The 21389-nt window shown below is 54.5% G+C and carries 13 protein-coding genes and 1 pseudogene; 7 read left to right on the top strand and 7 right to left on the bottom strand.

Going from position 1 to position 21389, the window contains the following annotated elements; translation table 11 throughout:
• Positions 1–469 precede the first annotated feature (469 nt).
• The 3 genes from coaD to QZR17_RS06895 are packed head-to-tail and all read right to left on the bottom strand — an operon-like array spanning position 470 to position 4197.
• Positions 470–943, bottom strand: a complete 474-nt coding sequence (gene coaD, locus QZR17_RS06905; RefSeq protein WP_297129348.1) for a pantetheine-phosphate adenylyltransferase — start codon at positions 941–943, stop codon at positions 470–472.
• Positions 943–2829: a DNA topoisomerase IV subunit B gene (locus QZR17_RS06900; protein ID WP_297129345.1), complete on the bottom strand. Its 1887-nt coding sequence runs from the start codon at positions 2827–2829 to the stop codon at positions 943–945. The genes coaD and QZR17_RS06900 overlap by 1 nt, the downstream gene beginning before the upstream one ends.
• Positions 2830–4197 (bottom strand): hypothetical protein, encoded by a 1368-nt coding sequence (locus QZR17_RS06895; protein WP_297129342.1) that lies wholly within the window; start codon positions 4195–4197, stop codon positions 2830–2832. It lies immediately after the preceding gene.
• A gap of 975 nt (positions 4198–5172) precedes the next feature.
• Between QZR17_RS06895 and QZR17_RS06890 the strand changes: the two genes are divergently transcribed.
• The 6 genes from QZR17_RS06890 (at position 5173) to QZR17_RS06865 (ending at position 13249) form a co-directional block, all read left to right on the top strand.
• The gene (locus tag QZR17_RS06890; protein ID WP_297129340.1) at positions 5173–6003 is read left to right on the top strand and encodes a helix-turn-helix domain-containing protein; all 831 of its coding nucleotides are present in this window, start codon (positions 5173–5175) and stop codon (positions 6001–6003) included.
• Between the two features lie 52 nt (positions 6004–6055).
• Positions 6056–7693, top strand: a complete 1638-nt coding sequence (locus QZR17_RS06885) for a PL29 family lyase N-terminal domain-containing protein (RefSeq protein ID WP_297129337.1) — start codon at positions 6056–6058, stop codon at positions 7691–7693.
• 5 nt (positions 7694–7698) lie between these two features.
• Positions 7699–9207 carry a BACON domain-containing carbohydrate-binding protein gene (locus QZR17_RS06880; protein ID WP_297129335.1) on the top strand — a complete coding sequence of 503 codons (1509 nt, stop codon included), beginning with the start codon at positions 7699–7701 and terminating at the stop codon, positions 9205–9207.
• Positions 9208–9211: 4 nt separating this feature from the next.
• On the top strand, positions 9212–11914 hold the full coding sequence (locus QZR17_RS06875; RefSeq protein WP_297129332.1) for a S8 family serine peptidase: 2703 nt from the start codon (positions 9212–9214) through the stop codon (positions 11912–11914).
• Between the two features lie 493 nt (positions 11915–12407).
• Entirely contained in the window at positions 12408–12917 is a 510-nt protein-coding gene (locus QZR17_RS06870; RefSeq protein ID WP_297129329.1) for a hypothetical protein, read from the top strand.
• A 98-nt stretch (positions 12918–13015) separates the two neighbouring features.
• Positions 13016–13249, top strand: a complete 234-nt coding sequence (locus tag QZR17_RS06865; protein WP_297129327.1) for a hypothetical protein — start codon at positions 13016–13018, stop codon at positions 13247–13249.
• Positions 13250–13359: 110 nt separating this feature from the next.
• Here QZR17_RS06865 and QZR17_RS06860 read toward each other — a convergent pair whose 3' ends face one another.
• The 4 genes from QZR17_RS06860 to QZR17_RS06845 are packed head-to-tail and all read right to left on the bottom strand — an operon-like array spanning position 13360 to position 20806.
• Entirely contained in the window at positions 13360–15123 is a 1764-nt protein-coding gene (locus tag QZR17_RS06860; RefSeq protein WP_297129325.1) for a hypothetical protein, read from the bottom strand.
• 38 nt (positions 15124–15161) lie between these two features.
• On the bottom strand, positions 15162–17516 hold the full coding sequence (locus QZR17_RS06855) for a leucine-rich repeat domain-containing protein (protein ID WP_297129322.1): 2355 nt from the start codon (positions 17514–17516) through the stop codon (positions 15162–15164).
• Between the two features lie 36 nt (positions 17517–17552).
• Positions 17553–19151: an Ig-like domain-containing protein gene (locus QZR17_RS06850; RefSeq protein WP_297129319.1), complete on the bottom strand. Its 1599-nt coding sequence runs from the start codon at positions 19149–19151 to the stop codon at positions 17553–17555.
• Positions 19152–19168: 17 nt separating this feature from the next.
• A complete protein-coding gene (locus QZR17_RS06845) occupies positions 19169–20806 on the bottom strand; it encodes a C10 family peptidase (protein WP_297129316.1) in 1638 nt (545 codons plus the stop codon).
• A 386-nt stretch (positions 20807–21192) separates the two neighbouring features.
• Here QZR17_RS06845 and QZR17_RS06840 point away from each other — a divergent pair.
• A pseudogene (locus tag QZR17_RS06840) lies at positions 21193–21389 on the top strand (hypothetical protein); the annotation flags it as partial.

Genomic DNA, 21389 nt, shown 5'->3' with positions numbered 1-21389 from the left:
CGAGGGGGTAAGGGCGGGTCGCTGCACATCGGTCACCGCTTCGCGGATGACCGATGCCTATGGAGAGACTATTGCACGAAGGCGATCTGCTGCGTTGCTTTCGGAATTCGACCTCGGTCACGTACGTGAGTACGCTCCCTTCGGTCTCATCCTCAGCGCCTTGCATCTCATCCTTCGTGCAAAGTCTCAGCACATTTGAAACAAATGTGCGAGAATGGCACTTCGTGCAACATTCTCATGGAGCGAGCACCCCTGTCGGGGTGCGTTGCGGTTCGTCCGACACGTCCTACTCGTCCGACTTGTCCGATAAGAGGTCACCACAAAGAGGTGCGTTTTGCTTATCTATAATGCTCAAGCGCGTCCATCTCCTCCGCGAATGACCGATGCCTATGGAGCGAGTACCGGGGTGCTGATGCGACTCCTGACTCCCTACCTAGTTGTGAGAAATAGCCTCCTCGCCGTGATGCGGTCACCGCTCCTCGGGGTGTGAGAGCTTCTTGGGGAGGTAGGGGGTGATGTCCTCGCCGAAGTGGGCGAGCTCCCGGACGAGGTGGGAGGAGATGGCGGCAAGCTCGGGGCGGGTGAAGAAGAAGAGGGTGTCGAGGCCGAAGTGGCTGAGGTTGGTCTCCGCCATCTCTCGCTCTGCCTCCATATCTCTCACGGAGCGGATGCCGCGGATGAGTATCGTCGCGCCCACCCGCCGGGCGTAGTGCGCTGTGAGCCCCTCGGAGGAGGTGACGGTGATGCGCGGCTCGTCGCGATAGAGCTCGGCGATCTGCTGCACCCGCACATCGGGTGCCGTGTCGTACTGCTTGCCGACATTGACCCCCACGAGGATGTGCAGCTCATCGACGACGCCAAGGGCGCGGCGGACGAGGTCATCGTGCCCTATCGTGTAGGGGTCAAAGGAGCCGGCGAAGACGCCGATGAGGGGCTTACTCATTAGATATCGTCGGTCTCAAGGTTGTCTACGATGAAGTCCTGCCGCTCGCGGCTATTGGTGCCCATGTAGAACTTTAGCAGCTCGGGGACGTTGTCCTCCTTCTTCATCACCACGGGGTCGAGCCGCATATTCTCCCCAATGAAGTTGCCAAACTCCTCCGGTTTGATCTCTCCGAGACCCTTAAATCGGGTGACGGAGGCACTCTTGCCGATCTTCTTCATCGCCTCATTGCGCTCCCGCTCGTCGTAGCAGTAGATGATCTCCTTGCCCTGGCGGTCTCGCACACGGAAGAGGGGTGTCTGGAGGATGAAGACGTGATTCTCGCGGATCAGCTCGGGGAAGAACTGGAGGAAAAAGGTGATGATCAGCAGGCGTATGTGCATCCCGTCCACATCGGCATCGGTGGCGACGATGACGCGATTGTAGCGGAGGTCCTCGAGCCCGTCCTCGATATTGAGAGCGGCCTGGAGGAGGTTGAATTCCTCATTCTCGTACACCACTTTCTTGGAGAGACCGTACGAGTTGAGTGGCTTGCCGCGGAGGGAGAAGACCGCCTGGTACTCGGGGTCTCGGCTCTGGGTGATGCTGCCGCTGGCGGAGAGTCCCTCGGTGATGAAGATCTCGGTACGCTCCGGGTCCTTGGCCTTGGGGTCATTGAAGTGGACGGTGCAGTCGCGGAGCTTCTTATTGTAGAGGGAGGCTTTCTTGACACGCTCCTTGGCTTTCTTGGAGATGCCCTGGAGGGCCTTCCGCTCCCGCTCGTTGTCGACCACCTTCTTCTGCAGGATCTCGGCGGTGTCGGGGTGCTTGTGGAGGTAGTTGTCGAGCTGTAGCTTGACGAAGTCGATGACAAACTTCTGGATCGAGATGCCGCCCTCGGAGATCTCGCGACTGCCGAGCTTGGTCTTGGTCTGCGACTCAAAGACCGGCTCCTGGATCCGGATGCTGATGGCGGCGGTGATGCCGGAGCGGATGTCGTTGTAGTCGTAGCTCTTGTCGAAAAACTCCTTCACCGTCTTGCCGATCGCCTCCTTGAAGGCGGAGAGGTGGGTCCCGCCGTGGAGGGTATTCTGCCCGTTGACAAAGGAGTAGTACTCCTCACCGTACTGGGTGGAGTGCGTGATCGCCACCTCGATGTCGTCGCCCTGCAGATGGATGATGGGGTAGAGCGGGGTGGAGGTCATATTGTCCTCGAGGAGGTCGAGAAGACCATTGCGGGAGATGAAGCGGGTGCCATTGAGGTGGATCGTCAGCCCCGGCTGTAGGTAGGTGTACATCCGGATCATGCTGTGGACGAACTCCTGCTGGTAGCGGTAGTTGCGGAAGATGTCCGGATCGGCGTAGTAGTCGACGAAGGTGCCGTCGTGCTCGCCGGGGGCGGGCAGTATGTCGCCCTCCTCGACGAGCTTCCCCCTCTCGAAGACGACCGTCTTCACCGTACCGTCGCGGTAAGAGGAGACCGCCATGCGGGTGGAGAGGGCATTGACCGCCTTGAGCCCGACGCCATTGAGCCCGACAGACTTCTTGAAGACCTCGTTGTCGTACTTGGCACCGGTATTCATCGTGCCTACGGCCTTGGCGAGGGAGCCCTGGGGGATGCCTCGCCCGTGGTCGCGGACGGTGACGTGGCGATGCTCCTCCTCGTCGATCGTGATGTAGATGTGCTTGCCGTACCCCATCGTGTACTCGTCGATGGAGTTGTCGATCACCTCCTTGAGGAGGACGTAGATGCCGTCGTCGGGAGCTGTGCCATCGCCCAGCTTGCCGATGTACATACCGGGACGGAGCCGGATGTGCTCCATCGGGTCGAGGGTGACGATCTTATCCTCCTGGTAGAGGGGGTCGGGTGTGGTAGGCAGGACGGTCTTCTCTTCTGCGTCGGTCATTTACCTATTCTCTCCTTCGTATTTCTTCATTTCCTCCACGGAGGTGCGGGGCATCAGCAGTCTATTGGGCTGATCCTCGTCTCTCTGCGCCTCCTCCTTTGCCCTCTTTGCGCGCCGTCTCTTGGCGAGCTCCTCGCCCCTCTCCGTCAGTGGAGTGACGTAGCAGCGGTGGGTCTTGTGGTGGATCTTGCGGAAGAAATTCCACTGCACCTGCACGTGGACATTGTGCTCCAGCTCCAGATTGGACTCGAGGAAGCGGACGCCATACTGCTGTACGACCGGGATCATGAGATCAAAGAGGAGCGCAATGAGTCCCTTGCCCTGATACTCCGGGTCAACGGCGATGAGCATCAGGTCCATCACCTCCGCCTTGCGGCTCTTGAGCGCCTTCATGATCGGGATGAAGCCAAAGGGCCAAAGCTTGCCCTGCGAGCGCTGCAGTGCCTTAGTGATCGAGGGCATGGCGACCCCGAAGCCGACGAGCTTCCCGTCAGAGACCTGTCGCACGAGCCCGATGAGGTCGGTATTGATCAGCGGGAGGAAGGTGTCGATGAGCTGCTGCGTCTCTGCCTTGGTGAGCACGCTGGCGCCATAAAGGTTGCTGTAGGTGCGATTGAAGAGGTCAAAGATGTCATCTGCATACTCCTCCACGAGACGCTTGCGATCGTGTACGATGAAGGCCTCAAGATTGTATCTCCGCCGGACGAGATCGGCCCCCTTGCGGTACCGCTCCGGGACGGTGTGCGGCGGGATGATCCGGAAGCCGAGCCAGTCGACGTCTTTCTCAAACCCCATACGATCCATATGCTTGGGGTAGTAGGGGTAATTGTAATTCTCGATGAAGGTGGCGACCTGGCTGAAGCCCTCGATCAGCATCCCCTCGCGGTCCATGTCGGTGAAGCCCAGCGGTCCTACCAGCTCATCGCAGGCGTAGTCATTGGCCCACTCCTTGACCGCGTCCATCAGGGCATCGACCACCTCTTCGTCGTCCTCGAAGTCAAAGAAGCCAAAGCGGGCGCGATTTTGGTGCCACCGCTCGTTGCAGTTGTGATTGATCATCCCGGCGATGCGCCCCACGATGCGGTCACCGCGGTAGGCGAGGTAGCAGACGTAGTCGCAGTGCTCAAGGGTGGGATTTTTGCCCTTGGTGAGGGTGTCCATGTCGCCGTCGATGAGCGGCGGGCAGTAGTAGGGACTCCCCTTGTAGAGACTCACAGGATACTCGACAAAGTCGCGCAGCATACTCTTGCTCGTCACGCGTACGATGCGCAGCTCGTGGGGGGTAGGCAGTACCTCTCCCTTGCTGATGCCGAGGAGCTTCCTGAGCCAACGACCTTGCCTGCTATTGTACACTTTCTTGATACCCATGATGTCTCTTGCTACTCTTGGTGCTGATGATAAGACCTCCACCCCACGACAAAGGTAATCAAAATTGCAATTCACAGCCCCTCTGCTGCTTGGTCAGGCGGGGGTGACGCTCCAGTGCTTTGCAGCAAAGCAAAACGCACCTCCTTGTGGTGGCCTCTTATCGGACGATTCGGACAAGTCGGACGAACCGTGAGGCACCCGAAGGGTGCTCGCTCCATAGGCTAGGCATCGGTCATCTGCGAAGCGGTGACCGATGTACCCAGACCCGCCCTACCCCCTCGACTCCTTGCGGGTCACCGAGCAGAGCCCTCCCCACGACCCCGCCAGGGCGTCGAACTTACGAGTCAGGCAATCAGTGCGACACCCTTGCGGGGTCGTTTGCGATGCCTGGTCCACGGGTCTTCGGGGCTGCGCCCCTCGACAGGTGGCTAGGAAGCGGGTACCCGCAAGGGGTGCTTCGTGATCGGGCGATCCTTATCCTCGGGGTTACAATGGGGGACAAGTAGGTAGATGGTATGATGGCACCCGCAAGGGGTGCTTCGCTCTCTACTCTTCATGGTAAGGAGAGTGGCTTTATGTGCGTCATCCCTGCTCGGTCCGGCGAATGGTGACGTACCTGTGGGGTCATCGCTCTTTAGCTATACCTCAAGACACAAGGTGGCTAAGAGTGCAGAAGAGGCGATTTTAGTCCGAAAGAGACACGGAGAGACTCTGTGAGACAACTCCTCCCCATAGGGGTGCTGTATTTGCACCGCTGAAACTTCCGGGCAGGCGAGGTGACCGCCACTTAGCCGGGGTGATCGGGGCAGCCTCTGCTCCTCTACCCCCCCCAGCTCTCCAGTGTAGGAGTTGGGTATCTCTTTGATCTGTAGTCAAGAAAACGCGGAAATATTTGGAGAATAAGAATTTATTACTACTTTTGTTTCGTGTTACCCCCGCAGGGGGTATAACAAGATATACCTGCATACTAAATTAATGAGTAAGAATACTGACATTGTTTCCAGTCTCATATCTCTTGGTTTATCTGAGAGAGAGGCCAAAGTCTATCGGGTGCTACTGGGAATAGAGGAGATCACCGCCTCTGCCATCCCGAAATTCGCCGACGTGCCGCGCACCAAAGTGTATGAAGTCCTTACTTCACTCCAGAAAAAAGGCTTCTGCAGAGAGAACACAGACGGAAATATACTGACTTATAGTGCTGTAGACCCCAAGCTGGCACTTGAGAGTCTTATGCGTCCTGAGCGAGAGCGACTCCGGGGTATGGAGGAGCTCAGTAGCACCTTGAAAGAGGAGATGGGCGAACTCTATAATAATAGTGCGACTCGGCTCGGTGACTATGAGTTTATTGAGATCCTGAAGGGGCATGCTGAGATCGTACATAGGTACAACGATCTTAGATCTAACGCTCGGGACGAGATCATAGAGATGAGCAAAGGGGATTATTTTATATCAGACGAAGAAGCCATCCATGAGGCTGATGCTAATGCAAAACTCATAGATAGAGGAGTTAGGCTTCAGGTCCTTTACGAGCGGTCTGAGATTGAACAATGCGGAAATAATTACTTTCACACAAAGAATCACGAGCTTGGTGTCTCGGCTCGTATGGTGGATGAGCTCCCGATTAAGATGTCTCTCTTTGGGGGTAATACCTTGATGCTCCCCCTCTCCGATCCCGCTATTCCGGAGCCAAATACTACGGCTCTGATCATTGAGCATCCCGAGCTGTACAAAACATTCAAGATGATGTTCCGTGTCTATTGGGATCAGGCGACGGAAATCGACTTTAGCGATCACGCAACTATATAGATGGTCAATGGACCTCGATCATATCACATAAACCCTCAAAACCTTTACAGTTATGAAATCAAAAATCTTATATGCTCTGGCGGTGATGCTGCCACTGCTCTGTATCCAGTCCTGCACTAATCCGATGCTGGACGACCTGCGTCGTCGACTGGATGATCACGAGTCAAGGCTCGCTAAGGTGGAGCAAAACACCGCAGTGGCCAACCAAGAAATCCAGGCTCTGAAGAGCCTGCTCTCTGCTCAGGCGGGCAAGAAGATGGTAGATAGCTACCGTCCCCTGGACGATGGTACCGGCTACCTGCTTACCTTTACCGATGGCACCACTATCAAGCTCCTTCATGGAAAGGACGGAAGCAGCTCTGCTGTAGGGGTCAAGGAGGACCCTGAGGATCATATCTACTACTGGACTCTCAATGGATCTTGGATGCTTGATCCTAATGGCAGGAAAATCCAAGCCCAGGGCTTAGATGGTGTAGCAGGTGTCACCCCTCTGCTCAGAGTGAGCCCAAAGGGGTACTGGGAGTACAGCTTAGATGGTAAGAGCTGGCATCTCATAACGACGGCTGACGGAGCACCTGTGAAGGCTACCGGTGGCACCAGCGAGAGCGGTCTTGACATAAAGGAGACCGACACTCATATCATCATTTACTTCAAAGGCCAGACCTTTATGATCCCCAAGGGCGGAGGAACAACAGGAGGTGGTACCACTACCCCACCGGAGACCAAGATAACGCTTAGCGAGCATACGAAGTCTCTCATCGTGGGGGAGCAATTCACCCTGATAGCAACCCTATCGCCCTCCACACTCTCGGCTGAGAGTGTCGTGTGGAGCAGCTCTAGCGAGAGGGTTGCTACTGTTGTAGGAGGCGTTGTGACAGCTGTTTCTGCCGGTGATGCTGAGATCAAAGCCACTATTGGGGGTGTCTCTGCTTCCTGCATGGTCACTGTTACTGCACCCCGGAAGGTGCTGACCTTTGAGCTCAAGGCGCATGATCTCCATGCCGTTACGGGTCTTTTTGACATAATCCCGTCCGAGTCTGATATGAGCTACTACGCTTCTGTGACTGATAAGGAAAACTGGGAAAAGAATGGAGGTGCAGAAGGGATATTTGAGTACGACAAGAGGTGGTTCAGCTCCTCGGGAGCAGAGTGGACTACAGTGCTCGGCAGTCAGATCTCGACTGGTGTGAAGAAGGATCTGCCATCCAAGGAGGTGGGTGCCACCACACTTACTCCGGATACGGAGTATGTCTTCTATGCCTACGGACTGACAGAAAAGGGCGAGAAGACGAGTGACGTCTCATTTATCACCTTCACGACGCCGAAACAGGTCAAGAAGGGACTCACATTTGAGATCAATGTAGAGGACATACTTACGAATGGCATCATAGCAACCGTGCAGCCCTCATCGGATGATCTACAGTATGTAGTAGCATTGGTGAGAGATAATTATGGCAAGTTTTACTCCAAGCGTGAGGATCTCAAGGAGAAGGGTGCGTGGAAGCTTATCCACGATGAGACCATCCTGACAAAGGGGAAGTACATCATCTCACCGGAGAGTAAGGATAGCTCCAAGTATGAGCGGATGCTACCGGGATTTCAGTACTGGATAGTGGTCTTTGGCTATGATGAGGATGGCATAACCTCCGAGGTGGTCTATTATCCCTTCACGACAAAGAAAAGAAGCTGATGGTTATGAATACGAATAGACATTTTTATCCTTTGCTTCTCGTACTCCTGCTGTTGTCTGGGTGTACGTCAGAGATCGTCCCGCCTGCCACTCTTGAGCTGGCGGACTACACCACCATTGACTTCCCGACACAGGGTGGTGAGAGGGAGGTAGCCGTGGAGACCAATCAGACTGAGTGGACAGCTGTCTCGGGGGCATCGTGGCTTCTCATCGATCAGAGAGCAAATACAGTGATCCTAAAAGCGGCTCCCAATAGTATGATAGAGCAGCGACAGACCTATGTGCTTGTTTCCACCGGAGGTCTGTCTCGGAGGATCGATGTTACTCAGATGGCTGAGAAGAGCACTCTCAATCTCACTGGTGAGGCTCTCCTGGTCCCCGACGGAGAAGGGGGCGCAAGAGAGGTCCGAGAGAGCCAGTTTGGTGGGACAGTCTCTCTTGATGTCCTGACAGAGGATCCTAACTGGTCCTGTGAGATTGCAGAAGGGGCTTCCTGGATCAAGGCAGACAAGGTCACCCTCGGTAGCAAGCTCCTCATTACTATAGCGGAGAATAGCGAAAGGGCCGCACGGATGGGGATTATTTTCGTCCGGACAAAGGATCAGTCCATTAAGCTCAATGTGCGGCAGGAGGGTACCCTCTACTATCTCCTCCCATTACTTACGCCTGAGTCTACTAAGGAGCAGGTGAAGGACTTTGAGGAGGCTCGTCACAGCCGAGTGGTGCAAAATGCGAGCTATCTCTCCGGTGGTGCACACACCTATCATACGGTGAGCCCTCTCTTCTACGAGATCAAGTATAGCTTTGATCGGCGCAATCTACGTGAGGTCGTCATGCAGTGTCAGACCGCTTCAGAGATGCTGGATGATGAGTTTACTAAGCTACTTGAGGCCGCCGGGTTTGAGTACAAGGCAGATAGTGGTATGGAGCGCGTCTTTATTAAGAAGGTGATCCATAACGGTACTACCTATGAGATCTTTGCTAATCTTGCTTATGGGCTACCCTCTGTAGAGCCAAAGGTGGTCTTCAATATTATGAAGAGGCAGCAGGGACCGATGCCTACATTTGACCACCTGCCAGACGGTATCGGAGAGATGAACCTCTCTCGTCAGCAGGTCCTGGCATGGGAGTCCACACATGGTGGTACCTACTCGGATAGGAACTCTAATCGCGAGGATGGATATTACTTCTTCGATGTACTGGACAAGACCTACATTGGTCGGGACTACCTCTTCAAGGATGATAAGTTGGTCAATATGAGGATCTTCACATACGATATCAGTAAGTTCTTCTACTCACCGGCAAGGGGGACATTCAAGATGACGGATGAATTTAAGGATCTGCTTCAGAGGGAGGGCTTCACTGAGACACGGCAAACCGGTGATATCTGGGAGCGTTTCTATATCAATCGTGCCAGGAAAATGGCGGTAAGTGCCCGCGTCACCTCCTTTGCCACCGTGCTCTCCGGTCAACCCCTTGTCGTGATGCTTTACATTCCATTTGAGGAAGATTAGAGTTATGAGTAAGTCTGATTTATTTCTTCCCTGTCTTGCCTTGCTCCTTATTGGTCTCTTCCCCTCTTGCACCACGCCTGAGTCAGGGTTGGAGCCGAAGGATCAGAGTGCGACCGAGGAGCCTGTAGAGGATGGGATCTCTCACGAGGCGATACGTATAGAGGTGACAGAGGAGCTCGCCAACGCCCTTGAGCACGGCACCCTACGTGCTGAAGATCCTAAGGTACAGGATTTTATGGATAGGCTTGGCGTGGTCAGTGTGACAAGGGTTTTTGATGAGGGCGAGGGGGCTTATCGAGAGCGCCGGAGGAGGGCAGGCCTTCATCTCTGGTACGATATTACGCTCTCTCCAGATGCTAAGCCGACATCCACAAGAGCTCTTCTGCGCGCTGTAGATGAGGCAAAGGAGATAGATGGTATCGTCTATGCTGAGGCAATACCAGTGATCTCTCTTCCATCCAGTAGTGTGATCCGATCGGCAGAGCCCGCCCGCTCAACTTTACGGTCTGACACAGGTGCTTCTACCATTCCTAACGATCCTCGTTTTGACGACCAGTGGTACCTCTACAATAGAGGGCAGGAGCCAGGCTTTGTACCCGGCTTTGACATTAATGTGCTTGACGCATGGAAAGAAGAGACTGGGAGCAATAAGGTAATCGTCGCCGTGCTTGACGAGGGTGTACAGGTAGATCACCCTGATCTGGTCGATAATATCTGGACCAACCCCTCCCCTAATCCTGAGATGAATGATCTCCATGGGTACAACTTTAGTAAGGAAAAGTCTGAGATAGACCCTGGTGATCATGGTACACACGTGGCGGGTGTCATAGCAGCCTCGCGCAATAACGGCGTCGGGATCGCAGGTGTTGCTGGAGGAGACGGGACTCGTGGCAGTGGTGTCAAGATCATGAGCTGTGAGATCATCTCGGACATTGCGAACCTCCGTGCTGCGCCCAATGCCTTTCCTTATGCAGCGGATCATGGTGCTGTGATCACCAACAATTCCTGGGGAATGGGTGGAGGTCCGGACCCGGATGCCATCCCTAAGTCCTATAAGGTGGCGATTGACTATTTTATCGACAACGCCGGGTGCGACCCTGTTACCGGAGAGCAGCTCCCCTCCTCTCCGATGAAGGGCGGAGTGGTCATCTTCTCTGCCGGTAACGATAATAAGGAGTATTACTATATGCCTCCGGCCTATAAGAGGGTCATCGCCGTCGGATCAAATGGTCCGACAGGAGTACGAGCCATTTACTCCAATCACGGAGATTGGGTAGACATATCTGCTCCCGGTGGAGACTATCGATTTGGTAACCCCACAGCATTTATCTTGAGTACTATTGCCGATGATCTCTATGGGTATATGCAGGGGACCTCTATGGCTGCGCCATTGGTGACCGGCGTGGCTGCCTTGATCGCATCTAAGTTTGGTGGCAAGGGCTTCACCAATGAGGAGCTTATGCATAGGCTGCTTCACTCCCTTCGGCCATACGACATAGAGGAGATCAATCCCCAGTACAGAGGGAAGCTGGGAGCAGGCTATATCGATGCCACTAAGGCACTCGCTATTGACCGGCACCTGCCACCTCAAGCCATACGGGAGGTCAAGGTTGATGATGGCTATGACTCGCTCACCATTCACTTCCCGGCAGTGACTGATGAGGATGACGGGACAGCACTCTCGTACAACCTCTATTATGGTGAGAAACCCTTCTCGGACGCCTCTCGGATGAGTGGCGGCAAGACCGTGGAGGTCAAGGCTGCTAAGTACAAGGCTGGGGATGAGGTGGTCTACACTCTGAAGGGCTTACTCCTTGACCACGCCTACTCACTGGCTCTTGTCCCGGTAGACAGATGGGACCACGAGGGGCAGCCGGTCTTCTTCAGCGCTCGTACACGAGCCAATCACAAGCCAATTGTCAAGGGAATACAGCCGGTCTTCCTTACTGATGCTACCCCTATTACACTAAGACTAAGCATATCAGATCCCGATGGGCACGACTGGACCTACCGGCTGTCAGGAGATGCGGAGGCTGCTATGTGTCATCGAGATGGAGATGCGCTAGAGATAACCTTCAGACGCCTCCGAGGAGAGGGACAGTACTCACTCATACTTGTCGTATCAGACGGATATGAGGAGACGATGGTTTCGATCCCCTACGAGATAGCACAGAATAAGTCTCCTCTCGTCGTAAAGGAGCCTTCGCTCATCCGCCTTAAGGGTCTGGGGGCATCCGTAGAGCTGGATCTGAGACAGTATTTTTCTGATCCGGAGGGTGATGCTGTCTCTTATGAGGTCAAGTCCTACTCTCCTCAGCTGATAGGTATTGATCTGAGTGGTTCGGTGCTTAAGCTCAAAGGGCTGGTGTTCGGGAAAGCTCATTTAGAGGTGACGGCAAAGGATGCCAAGGGAGCTCTTGTGAGGGTACCACTTAGAGTGGATATCGTACCGGACGAGCTAGCCTACAGAGTGTATCCTATCCCCTGCTATGATCACGTTGTGGTGGAGCTGTCTGAGGATATCTATTTAGCGAAGATTGCTCTGATCTCATCAGCCGGTCAAGAGGTACTTCAGCGGTATGTGACTGTCCGAGAGAATAGTGATAGGGTAGTCAGGATTGATACGTCTCACCTCGCTATAGGTCGCTACACCTTGGTGATCACAGCTGACAGCAAGACATATAGTAAGCCCATTGTGAAGAACTAAGTCTATGAAAAGAGTAATAAAGCATATGGTACGCAGTACTCGGATCCTCGCTGCCTGCTGTTTCATCACAACTTCTCTGTCGGCTACACTGGACGCACAGGAGAGCGTTTTTAGCTTTCCTTCAGAGAGTACCGATGTGGCAAGCATTGCTATGGGCGGAAACATTTCACTATCACCGAGTCAGCCACTCTACTCGCTCCCTACACTTTCTCTTAACGGCATCGAGAAGTGGTCTGCTTCCTATAGCGTGGTAGCGATACCATTAACTAAGAATGCCTCAGGAGCGACACATAGCTTTGCCGGATGCTACCGTATACGCAGAGGTCTTGACATTTCTCTCGGAGGGAGGGTAAGGAGAAGCTTACCTGTAGAACTGACAAGCGAGACCGGCAATGTGTTTGGGCATTTCACCCCTTCAGAGGGGAGTGTGGATCTCGCTGTCGCAATGGCGCTTAGCCGAAAGCTCAGTGGGTACATACGCGGCTCTTACCTTATGAGTAGTGTTGGCGTGACAGCACGAGGTGTAGCAGCCTCCGTCGGTGTTGCCTATGAGGATAACTTCCGACTGGCGGATGACCAAGTCGTCTATAGTACGATGGCTCTCTCGCTCGATAATGTCGGTCCTAAGCTCTCGTACAGAGGACGGACGTCAAGCGGCAGCACAGATGTGAGGGGCAAGGTCAGTCTCCCCTCTGCACTTGCGCTCCGAGCCGGTCTGCATACCGCACTGACCGATGACCACACTCTTGGCTTGGCTCTGTCCGGAGGGTATTTCTATCACCTCCGCCCCTACTATGGACTATATGGGGGCGTGGGTGGTGAGTATCTCTGGCGACAGATGCTCTCTCTACGCATAGGTGCCTCCGTGCAGATGAGGCATATGATCTATAGCGCAGGTGTCGGAGCTCACTACAAGGGTCTCTTCCTCCAGACAGCCTATACCTACAATCCTGATATGCAACAGAGAGGTACACTGTCTCTCGGTCTCTCCTATACTATCTGATCGCCATTATCACTGACGAGGCGTCCGTGGGGAGTAATGCTCTTTGCGGGCGTCTCTCTTTTATGCCTGCGGGGGAGTTGGTACCCTTGTTGGCAGATATGAATAATAAGTTTTTCTATACCGTCGGGTCTCTCGCCTGCCTGATCTCGCTCTTCCTGAGGGTGAGGGGCGACCGGCTGGACATGCCCGACGGCGGGCTGCCGTGGGTGATGCACCTGATGCACCTACTGATCTGTGGCATTGCCCTCTACTACGTCTACAAGCGCCTGATGGAGAGACCGCGGATCAGTCTCCTCGCAGTCGCGATGCCCTCGTATGGGGAAGCGTGGTAGTAATACCAAATAAAGAGGAGGGGGCAGAGTCTGTCATTACTCTGCCCCCTCCTCTATGAAGGGATCTATCGGCTGACCTCCGGGAGGAGGATTAGCTCAGAGGATTTAGATCACTCCTTGCCATCAGGCGTGTCCTTACTCGTCTGGTAGACGGTCCAGCCCTTATTGACAGCGATCATAAAGTCCGCATCCTTGGAGCCGGGGTTGTCATATGATTGGACGGTATACATCCAGTCGTAGTACTTCGGTACCGCTTGCTCCGCGGCAAACTTATTGTAGACGCCCTCGATCATATCCTTGTCGAGCTTACACCCACTGAAGCTGGCAACCATCAGCATTGGGTAGTTGCGGGCTGCCAACTGGAGACTGGAGAGGTCGGGATTGTCGCTCACGTCAAATCCATACATACCCGGGGCAAAGATCATCAGTCTCTTGAGCTTATTCCCGGCGAGGTAAATCTCCTGGAGCTCAATGGAGATAGGCAGCCGGACGGTCTCTATCTCGCAGTCGTAGGCACTCAAGTACTGGAGAGACTTATTATCGCTCACATCAAGTGTGGTGATCGGATTTTCATCGATCGTCAGCGACTCGAGTGCAGGATGATTGGAGGCATCAATGGCTGTGATGTCCTGCTTAGAAGCAGTCAGAGCTGTCACCTCTCCGTAGATGCGTATCGTCTGAGACCCCAGCTTGAAGGGGATTACCGATCCGCGTTTTTCATCGGTGAATGAGGTGACATACTCTCCACGCTCACGCTTGCCATCGTTATTGAGGTCGACCCACACATTGATACGCTCGCTCATAGGCGCATCGATATTGAGCTTAATCGTGTCGCCTACCGCCTTAGTGGTGGTGAGCTCGATGTAGGGCTGATCTGCGGGCAGAGGATTCTCTGGCTCCTCATCGAGGAGCTTCAGCTCGGTGCCATCCCACTCGGCGTAGAGGGCATAGGCCTTGCCTATCTCCAGTGCTGCCCTGGCGGGCTTGGACTGCTTGCTGAGGATCGCTGTGCGGGTAGTCGTGTCGTAGGCTGCCAATACCGTCTCAGGACACTCCTCTCCCGTGGGACGGAACCAGAATCCGCCATAGGAGATCTCACCGGGGGCTATGTCGTAGACCGGATAGGTGACCTCTGTGCGGATCATCACCGGCTTAGCCTCCTGATCAAGGATGTTGAGATAGGGGAGATCGGCATTTCCGGCAAAGGGGAGCGAGCCGGGCAGGTAGAAGGCCTTTGTCTCATCCTTGGGGAGCATAGCGAGACCGGAGATGCGGAAGGGCTTGTCAGAGCTATTCTTGATGACAACAGAGGCCATCGTCCCGAGGTGGATAAACTCCGCCTCCAGCTCTCGATCCTTGAGCGTGATGCCCTTGATCACTGCATACATAGGTGCGAGATCATCCTTATTGGATGAGGTCTCGGTCAGGGCATACATCGTATGAGCATCGACGCGTGTGAGGATCTTGCCGTCCCGGATCTTGACACCCTGTCCGATGACTGCGTAGAGGTCAAAGGGCTTTTTGATGTCAACGGACTGAGGCAGTGTAAAGTCCATCAGCGCCTCTAAGCCGTCTATCGTGACCAGTGACGGGGCGATACGCCCGCCATCGATAAGCATTCCCTCCTGACTGTATATGAGATGGATTGCGAATGCATCCTTATCCCACTTGAGGATGATGTCGTCGGAGTTGAGGTCCTTCACGATGGCTCTCAAGCCCGACTTGGTGGGATTAGAGACGTGAAGGGTAAAGGTGCGGTCGCCCTGTACGGGGTCAGGTGTCTCCGGAGTCCCGACGGTGTCTGCTGTGCAGGCTGCCATGCCCAGTAGGACAAGCAGTGAGAGGAGCGAGAGTGTAAGGCTAGTATGTTTCATAATCATAAAAGGTGTCTGTGGATGGTATGATCTATGCGTTACCACTTCTCTCCCTTAAATCCGGGGCGGAAGATGTAGTTGTCTCCCTTGAGGTGATCGATATCCACCTGCCAATTTTTCTTCATCGCCGGGGATATATCGATGCCGGAGGATCCGGGGTTTCCACCCACGAAGAGTCGGCCGGGAACATTACCGGGTACGGTGCAGAGATCGGAGATGACCTGCGTGAGAGCGGGGCTCTTCATATTATTGCCGATCACCTCGAGGTACCTCAGATCCTTGAGATGACCAATGCTGAGCTCCTCGAGTCCATTGCCTGAGAGCAGGAGCGTCTGGAGCTTAGTATTGGCTGTGAGGTCTATCTTGCCAAGGTTGCAGCCATTGGCATTGAGAGAGACGAGCTCGGTATTCTCACCAAACCCACCTGTCACAGCGGAGATATTGGAGTTGCTCATATCGAGCACCTTGAGCTTGGGGTAGCACCCGACAAGGAAAGGTATCGCCTGGAGCTGGAAGTTATTATCCGATACATTGAGGTACTCCAGATTGATCATGTCCTTGAGGAAGAATGCCACAAGACCATTGCTTGACAGGTCGACGTACTTGAGGCTCGTGTGATTGGACTCGATGACAGCAAAGATGCCACTCTCCGGTGCGGAGAGCATCGTCACCTTGCCATAGAGTACGACATTGGAGGAAGTCGCAGTGAGGGCAACCATCTTGTCCTGCTCCATGCCGAAGCGGGTGATCTTCTCGCCCTCATCCTTGATACCATTGCCATTGAGGTCGATCCAGACATTCTCCCTATCTGCCTCTGCAGCATCGACATTGAGGTAAATATCGCTGGTGCTACTGGCCATCCAGAGGTAGATGTAGGGCTTAGTATCATCGATGACCGGAATATCAATGTTCCAATCCTTAGCGAGAGCGATCTTGGGATCACAGGAGTCCTCTCCGGGATTGCGCTCGATCTTAAGGGTCTTGGGATTGACGTAGTCTGCCTTGACGTGGTGGATGTCGGGGAGGTCCTCCATCATCTGATCGAGAGCCTTACCATCCATCTCGTTCTTAGTCAGATCCAGCTGCGTCAGGTCTGACTGATCGTAGAGGCGCATGGAGGTGATGCCGGACTCGGGGAGCTTGATTGCCTGTGCCTTACCATAGATGGTGATAGTCTGGCTATCAACAGTCTTGGTGTACTCGCCAATGGCTATGTCTATCCCCTCACCCTCATCCTTGATACCATTGCCATTGAGGTCTACGAAAGCATTTTCGCGCTCGCGGAAGTCGAAGTAGGTGTAGAGGGTAATCTTGGATCCCTTCTCGAGGGTGGTGGTGAAGGTGATGCGAGGGTTCTTGGGCTGCACCTCGTCACCGCCCTTGGTCTTGAGGACTATCCCATCGTCAAGTATATCTCCGTAGACATGGTAGGCGTGTCCCACCTCAATGGGGCGGTCGTTAGAGAGACTGGCGGTGCTCACCATTCCCCTGTAGCTGACCCCATTCTTGTAGCAGAGACCCACGGAGCCGAAGGTAGCCCCCGGCCGGGGCAGGAACCAATTGACGTAGATGCCTTTGCCGTCCACAGGGATAGAGGCTGCGCGGATCGACTTGGGAGAGTATCCAGCGGGTGCCATGATGACCTCACCTGTGGCAAGATTGAGGAAGGGGTACATATTCTTTTTAGTCGTACGATCCCACTCAGAGGCGTAGGTCCATGGGGTCGCAGGAGGGAATGAGGCCGCGACATCTGTCAGGCAGACCTCTGCTTTATTGGCGACGGTCTCTTTGGTCCCCTTATTGGTCACGTGGATCACCTCATAGGCTCCGATGTGGCTGAAGGTCACATCGAGACCGGAGAGCTTAGCCTCAGAGACCGTCCAGTCCTTCAGGCAGAAGGAGACCGGTGGCCTCATATTCGTGAGGTCGTTGCCGTTGATGGGGGTTGCCTCCAGGTAGACCTGATCCTTGTCCATCACAAAGCTGTAGGGAAGATTTGTGCCATATCTAATGGCATCCTGGAGACCCGAGTAACCGATGATGGTCATCGGCTTAGTGATATCAATGTCCTCAGGAAGAGTAGCCTCGAAGACACACTTCTTGCCATCTGTACCGACATCGGTCGGCTTGGTGGTGAGGAAAATTGTCGTGTCGGCCTGTGAGACGAAGAGTAAGATCTTGTCCTTGGGCGTAAACTTGACGCTCAGGTCAAGCGATCCATCGATCTCCTCGACCATGGCACGGGTGACGGCATCGTCTACCGTGGCATGGAAGGTGAGCGTCCTCGGATCAGACGATGCTGTGTCGTCCTCCGGGCGGATCCCCTCCTGCTTGCACCCGAAGAGGAGGCAGAGGAGCGGGAGTAGTAGATATGTTATATGGTGGTATCTCATTGTATTATCTGATGATTCTGATCGGTGAGAGAGGAATTAGAGCTCATGACCGGGAATGTCCGGGATCGTCTCGTCTGTAACCACGACGGAGCATGAGGCAGAGAGGGTACTTCCCTTGACTGTCGCAGTGATCGTCGCCTTGCCATTCTTCACAGCAGTGATCTTGCCGGCATCGTCGACGGTGACAATGGCAGGATCAGACGACTTCCACACGAGGACTGGCATCAGTGCCTCCTCAGGATCAAGTACTACGGAGAGCTGCTTGGTGCCACCGGGCTTCAGTGTCACGCTCGCAGGATTGAGCACTATAGACTCGAGAGCCGGGGCAGTCACGGTCACCTTGATCGTGGCTTCGTGCTTCTTGTCCTTAGTAGCGAAGTGGATCGTGGTGGTACCCGGCTTCTTGCCCCAGATACAAGGTCTCTCCTTAAAGGTGGTGGGCTCGGCTATCTCCTTGTTGTCCGACCAGATGTCGATCTCCGCATTGTCGGCATTTTTAGGCAGGACGGTCAGCGTGTAGAAGTGGACATACCCTACCTCAATATTCATCTCTCGTGGCGTGACCTCGATGGTACGTACGGCTCTATCAGCAATAATAGTCACCTCGCAGGTGACACTCTGGTTGATCTTCTTGTCCGTTGCGGTAATCGTTGCCTTGCCGGCAGCCTTGCCGGTCACCTTGCCGGTCGCAGAGACTGTAGCGACGGCGGGGGCGGAGCTGACCCACTCGAGGGGCTCACCGGAGCCACCAGTAGTCTTGAGGATCGTGGCATCACCGACATTCATCTCGATGGTGGACTTTGCGATCGCCAAGGGTGGGGTCTTGACGGTGACTTCGCAGCTGAGTTTCTCCCCGGTGTCCGTGGAGGCTGTTACGGTCACCTTCCCGGGTGCTTCAGCTGTCACCTTCCCCTTACCATCGACTGTCGCAATGGAGGGGTCGGAGCTCTCCCAGGTCAGGCTTCTCTCCTTGGGATCGGTTACGGCAATCGTCTTCTCCTCCCCCGGAAATAGCTCAAGTGATGTCGGGCTGATGGAGAAGGAATTGGTCACCGTCACCTTTGCCGTAGCGGTCTCACCATTGGAGAGCGCTGCAGTAATCGTACACTCGCCGGGTGCCAGTGCCTTGACGATACCCTTATCGCTGACTGAAGCCACCTTGTCGTCTGATGTGGTCCAGGTGATGGTCTTGTCCTTCAGGGTCTCGGGACTCACTGTGGGGGTGAGGGTGAGCTCATCCCCTACGAGGAGACTTTTCTCTGTGATGTCCAGTGTGATGAAGCCTGCCTTGGGATCATAGATCGTGAGCGTAAAGCTGGAGCTCTTCCCACCCACGGTGACGGTAATGGTCACCTCGCCGGGCTTCAGGGCTGTGACGACACCGGTATCACTGACCGTGGCGATCGTGGGATCGGAGGAGGTCCAGGTGATGACATCGGCAGTGGCGTCGGTCGGAGTAATGGTCACGGAGAGCTTGAGTGTCTCACCTAAGGCCAGCTGATGTACTGCTCCATCGCTATTGACTTCTACGGACTGTACAGGGATGACCGGGTCCTCCTCTTCGCAGCATCCAAAGAGGAGCGCGCAGAGTGTCATAAGTGACAGCAGTAGGACGGTATGGCGTTTTTTCAACATAATATTCGATTTAGTGGTTACTTGATGACGACGACGTAGTCTTCTACCTCACCATTGAGCGTATTCTTCTGTGCTGAGGGTGCACCATCCAGAGACAAGTAGACGCGGATACGGTGCGATCCATCGGAGATGATCTCGGGGATCTGGATGACGCCCTCGACAGGACCGGAGACCTTCTCGTGCTGAGCCAAGATCTCGTAGTCTGCGAAGTAGCCATCATTATCTATGTCCATCCAGATGCTGATCCATGCCGGCTTCACGTCTGCGGTAAAGGTGGGATTGATCAGGTAGGTGATCCCCTTGCTCCGGTCAGCCGGGATGATACGATCCGGGAAGCAGGTGTACGACTCGGGACCGGAAGAGGTCTCCCTCCCATTGAAGCGGGTGAAGCTGAGGAAGGCGTAGAGCTGTGACAGACCATAGGCGGGGGAGTAGACGACCTCCTCGGTCTCCTCTTCCTCATCCCCGGGGACCGGATTGGTGTCATCGCCAGTGGCTGTGAGTGGTGGCTGGAAGTTCATCATCATATGCTGATACTTGCTAAAGCCACCACCGGTACCGCCACCGGTGCCGAGGTCATCAGGATTAAGCGCATCGATGCGGAACCATCCATCGGAGGTGCCACCCCAGCCCCAATTGACGTGGAAGAAGTCCTGGTCGGTGTATCCATCGAGGACGAAGGCGTGACCGCCACCATCTCCCTGACCACCATAGAGCACCGGACGTCCCTTGTCGATCTCCCCCTTGACGCCTACGATCCACTCAGCAGCCCGAGTGTTTCCTCTCTGCTGGACGTACATATCCTTGGGGTAGCCATAGTGGCGTGCGAGGGCACTCGGCACGTCTGTCATGACGGCACCGCTCTCCGGACCAAAGTTCATATTCATCGACATAGCCAGCCCGAAGAAGAACTTCTCCAGCATCGGGTTTCGCTCACTATTGATATTGGGCATCGCGTCCCAGTGGATCTTATAATCGTAGTCGTGGTGGATCGGGCCGAGATTTTTGTCCGTGTAGCTGTAGGAGCCCATGGCCTCAGAGGGGTAGGACCAAAACTTCATCACCTGACCAGTCGCGAGGGCGAGACAGCCGATGGCGTAGCCTCGCGGGAGGAGACCACCGGTGAACTCATCCTGGTTCCATCTGGTGCGTAGCATCATCGGCACCACGACATGCCCCATACCGGGGACCTCCTCACCCTCCTTGTATCGAGGATCGTCCTTTTCGGGATCATTAGCGGTGAGAGCCACTCTCGCCTCCCTGATCTGGTCGGAGAGTACGGAGAGGAAGGAGCGCATATTGCGATTGTCCTTGCTGAAGTTATTTTGTAGCGAGAAGCCCAGCACCGGGCTGGCCAGTCTTGTGGCGGAGACGATCACAAAGCCCCCCTTGTCGAGCTCATAGACGTAGTAGGCCGGTTGCTGATCTGTCTCCTTTTTCTCTGTGAGGGACAGGTCGTCAAGCAACAGTGAGATCCGTGAGTCTGTGAGGGCTCTGAGGCCCGTGCTCTGGATGAATGACTCCGCCACTTGACGGGCATCCGCCTCTGAGACGAAGTAGGGGTCTTCAGTGACCACATCCTCTGGAGGGGTCGGTGACTGCATCTGCTGGGAGCAGCTGCACACCAATACGGTGGCGATCGTGATGGTCGCCATCCTTAGTAAGGTAGAGAAGTGTTTGACCATGTTATGAAATGTAGATTAAGGTGTATGTCCTATGTGATTATGGTTGCTCGCTATGGGCCCCTTTGGGCACCTCACAAATCTATAGACAATTTAAGTGAAGTCAAACAAAGATCCTCAAATGCGGGTCTAATCTTCTTAATTTCCCGTCAATATGTCTACTCTTTTTACTATAATGCTATCTCCGACTGGCAATTTGAGTCAGTTGACTTCCTAATATAACTTAGAATCAAGGTGTGGATTTTCTAATTAGAAGGGTTCATACGCCTTGTGGATCATCCTATGAGCGATCTCTCTTTATTTTGATAGCAAAGAGACTTTCGTCAGTAGGTAGGGAGTTGGTACCTTTGTTGGCAGATATGAATAATAAGTTTTTCTACACTGTCGGGTCGCTCGCCTGCTTGATCTCACTCTTCCTGAGGGTGAGGGGCGACCGGCTGGATATGCCCGACGGCGGGCTGCCGTGGGTGATGCACCTGATGCACCTACTGATCTGTGGCATTGCCCTCTACTACGTCTACAAGCGCCTGATGGAGAGACCGCGGATCAGTCTCCT

This window comes from uncultured Porphyromonas sp. (assembly GCF_900541275.1).
Lineage (GTDB): Bacteria > Bacteroidota > Bacteroidia > Bacteroidales > Porphyromonadaceae > Porphyromonas_A.
This window is presented reverse-complemented; position numbering and strand designations above follow the sequence as displayed.

Bases quoted from the DNA above. Each gene is read 5' to 3' on its own strand.
- coaD (WP_297129348.1), bottom strand. From the start codon at position 943: ATGAGTAAGCCCCTCATCGGCGTCTTCGCCGGCTCCTTTGACCCCTAC.
- QZR17_RS06900 (WP_297129345.1), bottom strand. From the start codon at position 2,829: ATGACCGACGCAGAAGAGAAGACCGTCCTGCCTACCACACCCGACCCC.
- QZR17_RS06895 (WP_297129342.1), bottom strand. From the start codon at position 4,197: ATGGGTATCAAGAAAGTGTACAATAGCAGGCAAGGTCGTTGGCTCAGG.
- QZR17_RS06890 (WP_297129340.1), top strand. From the start codon at position 5,173: ATGAGTAAGAATACTGACATTGTTTCCAGTCTCATATCTCTTGGTTTA.
- QZR17_RS06885 (WP_297129337.1), top strand. From the start codon at position 6,056: ATGAAATCAAAAATCTTATATGCTCTGGCGGTGATGCTGCCACTGCTC.
- QZR17_RS06880 (WP_297129335.1), top strand. From the start codon at position 7,699: ATGAATACGAATAGACATTTTTATCCTTTGCTTCTCGTACTCCTGCTG.
- QZR17_RS06875 (WP_297129332.1), top strand. From the start codon at position 9,212: ATGAGTAAGTCTGATTTATTTCTTCCCTGTCTTGCCTTGCTCCTTATT.
- QZR17_RS06870 (WP_297129329.1), top strand. From the start codon at position 12,408: ATGAGTAGTGTTGGCGTGACAGCACGAGGTGTAGCAGCCTCCGTCGGT.
- QZR17_RS06865 (WP_297129327.1), top strand. From the start codon at position 13,016: ATGAATAATAAGTTTTTCTATACCGTCGGGTCTCTCGCCTGCCTGATC.
- QZR17_RS06860 (WP_297129325.1), bottom strand. From the start codon at position 15,123: ATGAAACATACTAGCCTTACACTCTCGCTCCTCTCACTGCTTGTCCTA.
- QZR17_RS06855 (WP_297129322.1), bottom strand. From the start codon at position 17,516: ATGAGATACCACCATATAACATATCTACTACTCCCGCTCCTCTGCCTC.
- QZR17_RS06850 (WP_297129319.1), bottom strand. From the start codon at position 19,151: ATGTTGAAAAAACGCCATACCGTCCTACTGCTGTCACTTATGACACTC.
- QZR17_RS06845 (WP_297129316.1), bottom strand. From the start codon at position 20,806: ATGGCGACCATCACGATCGCCACCGTATTGGTGTGCAGCTGCTCCCAG.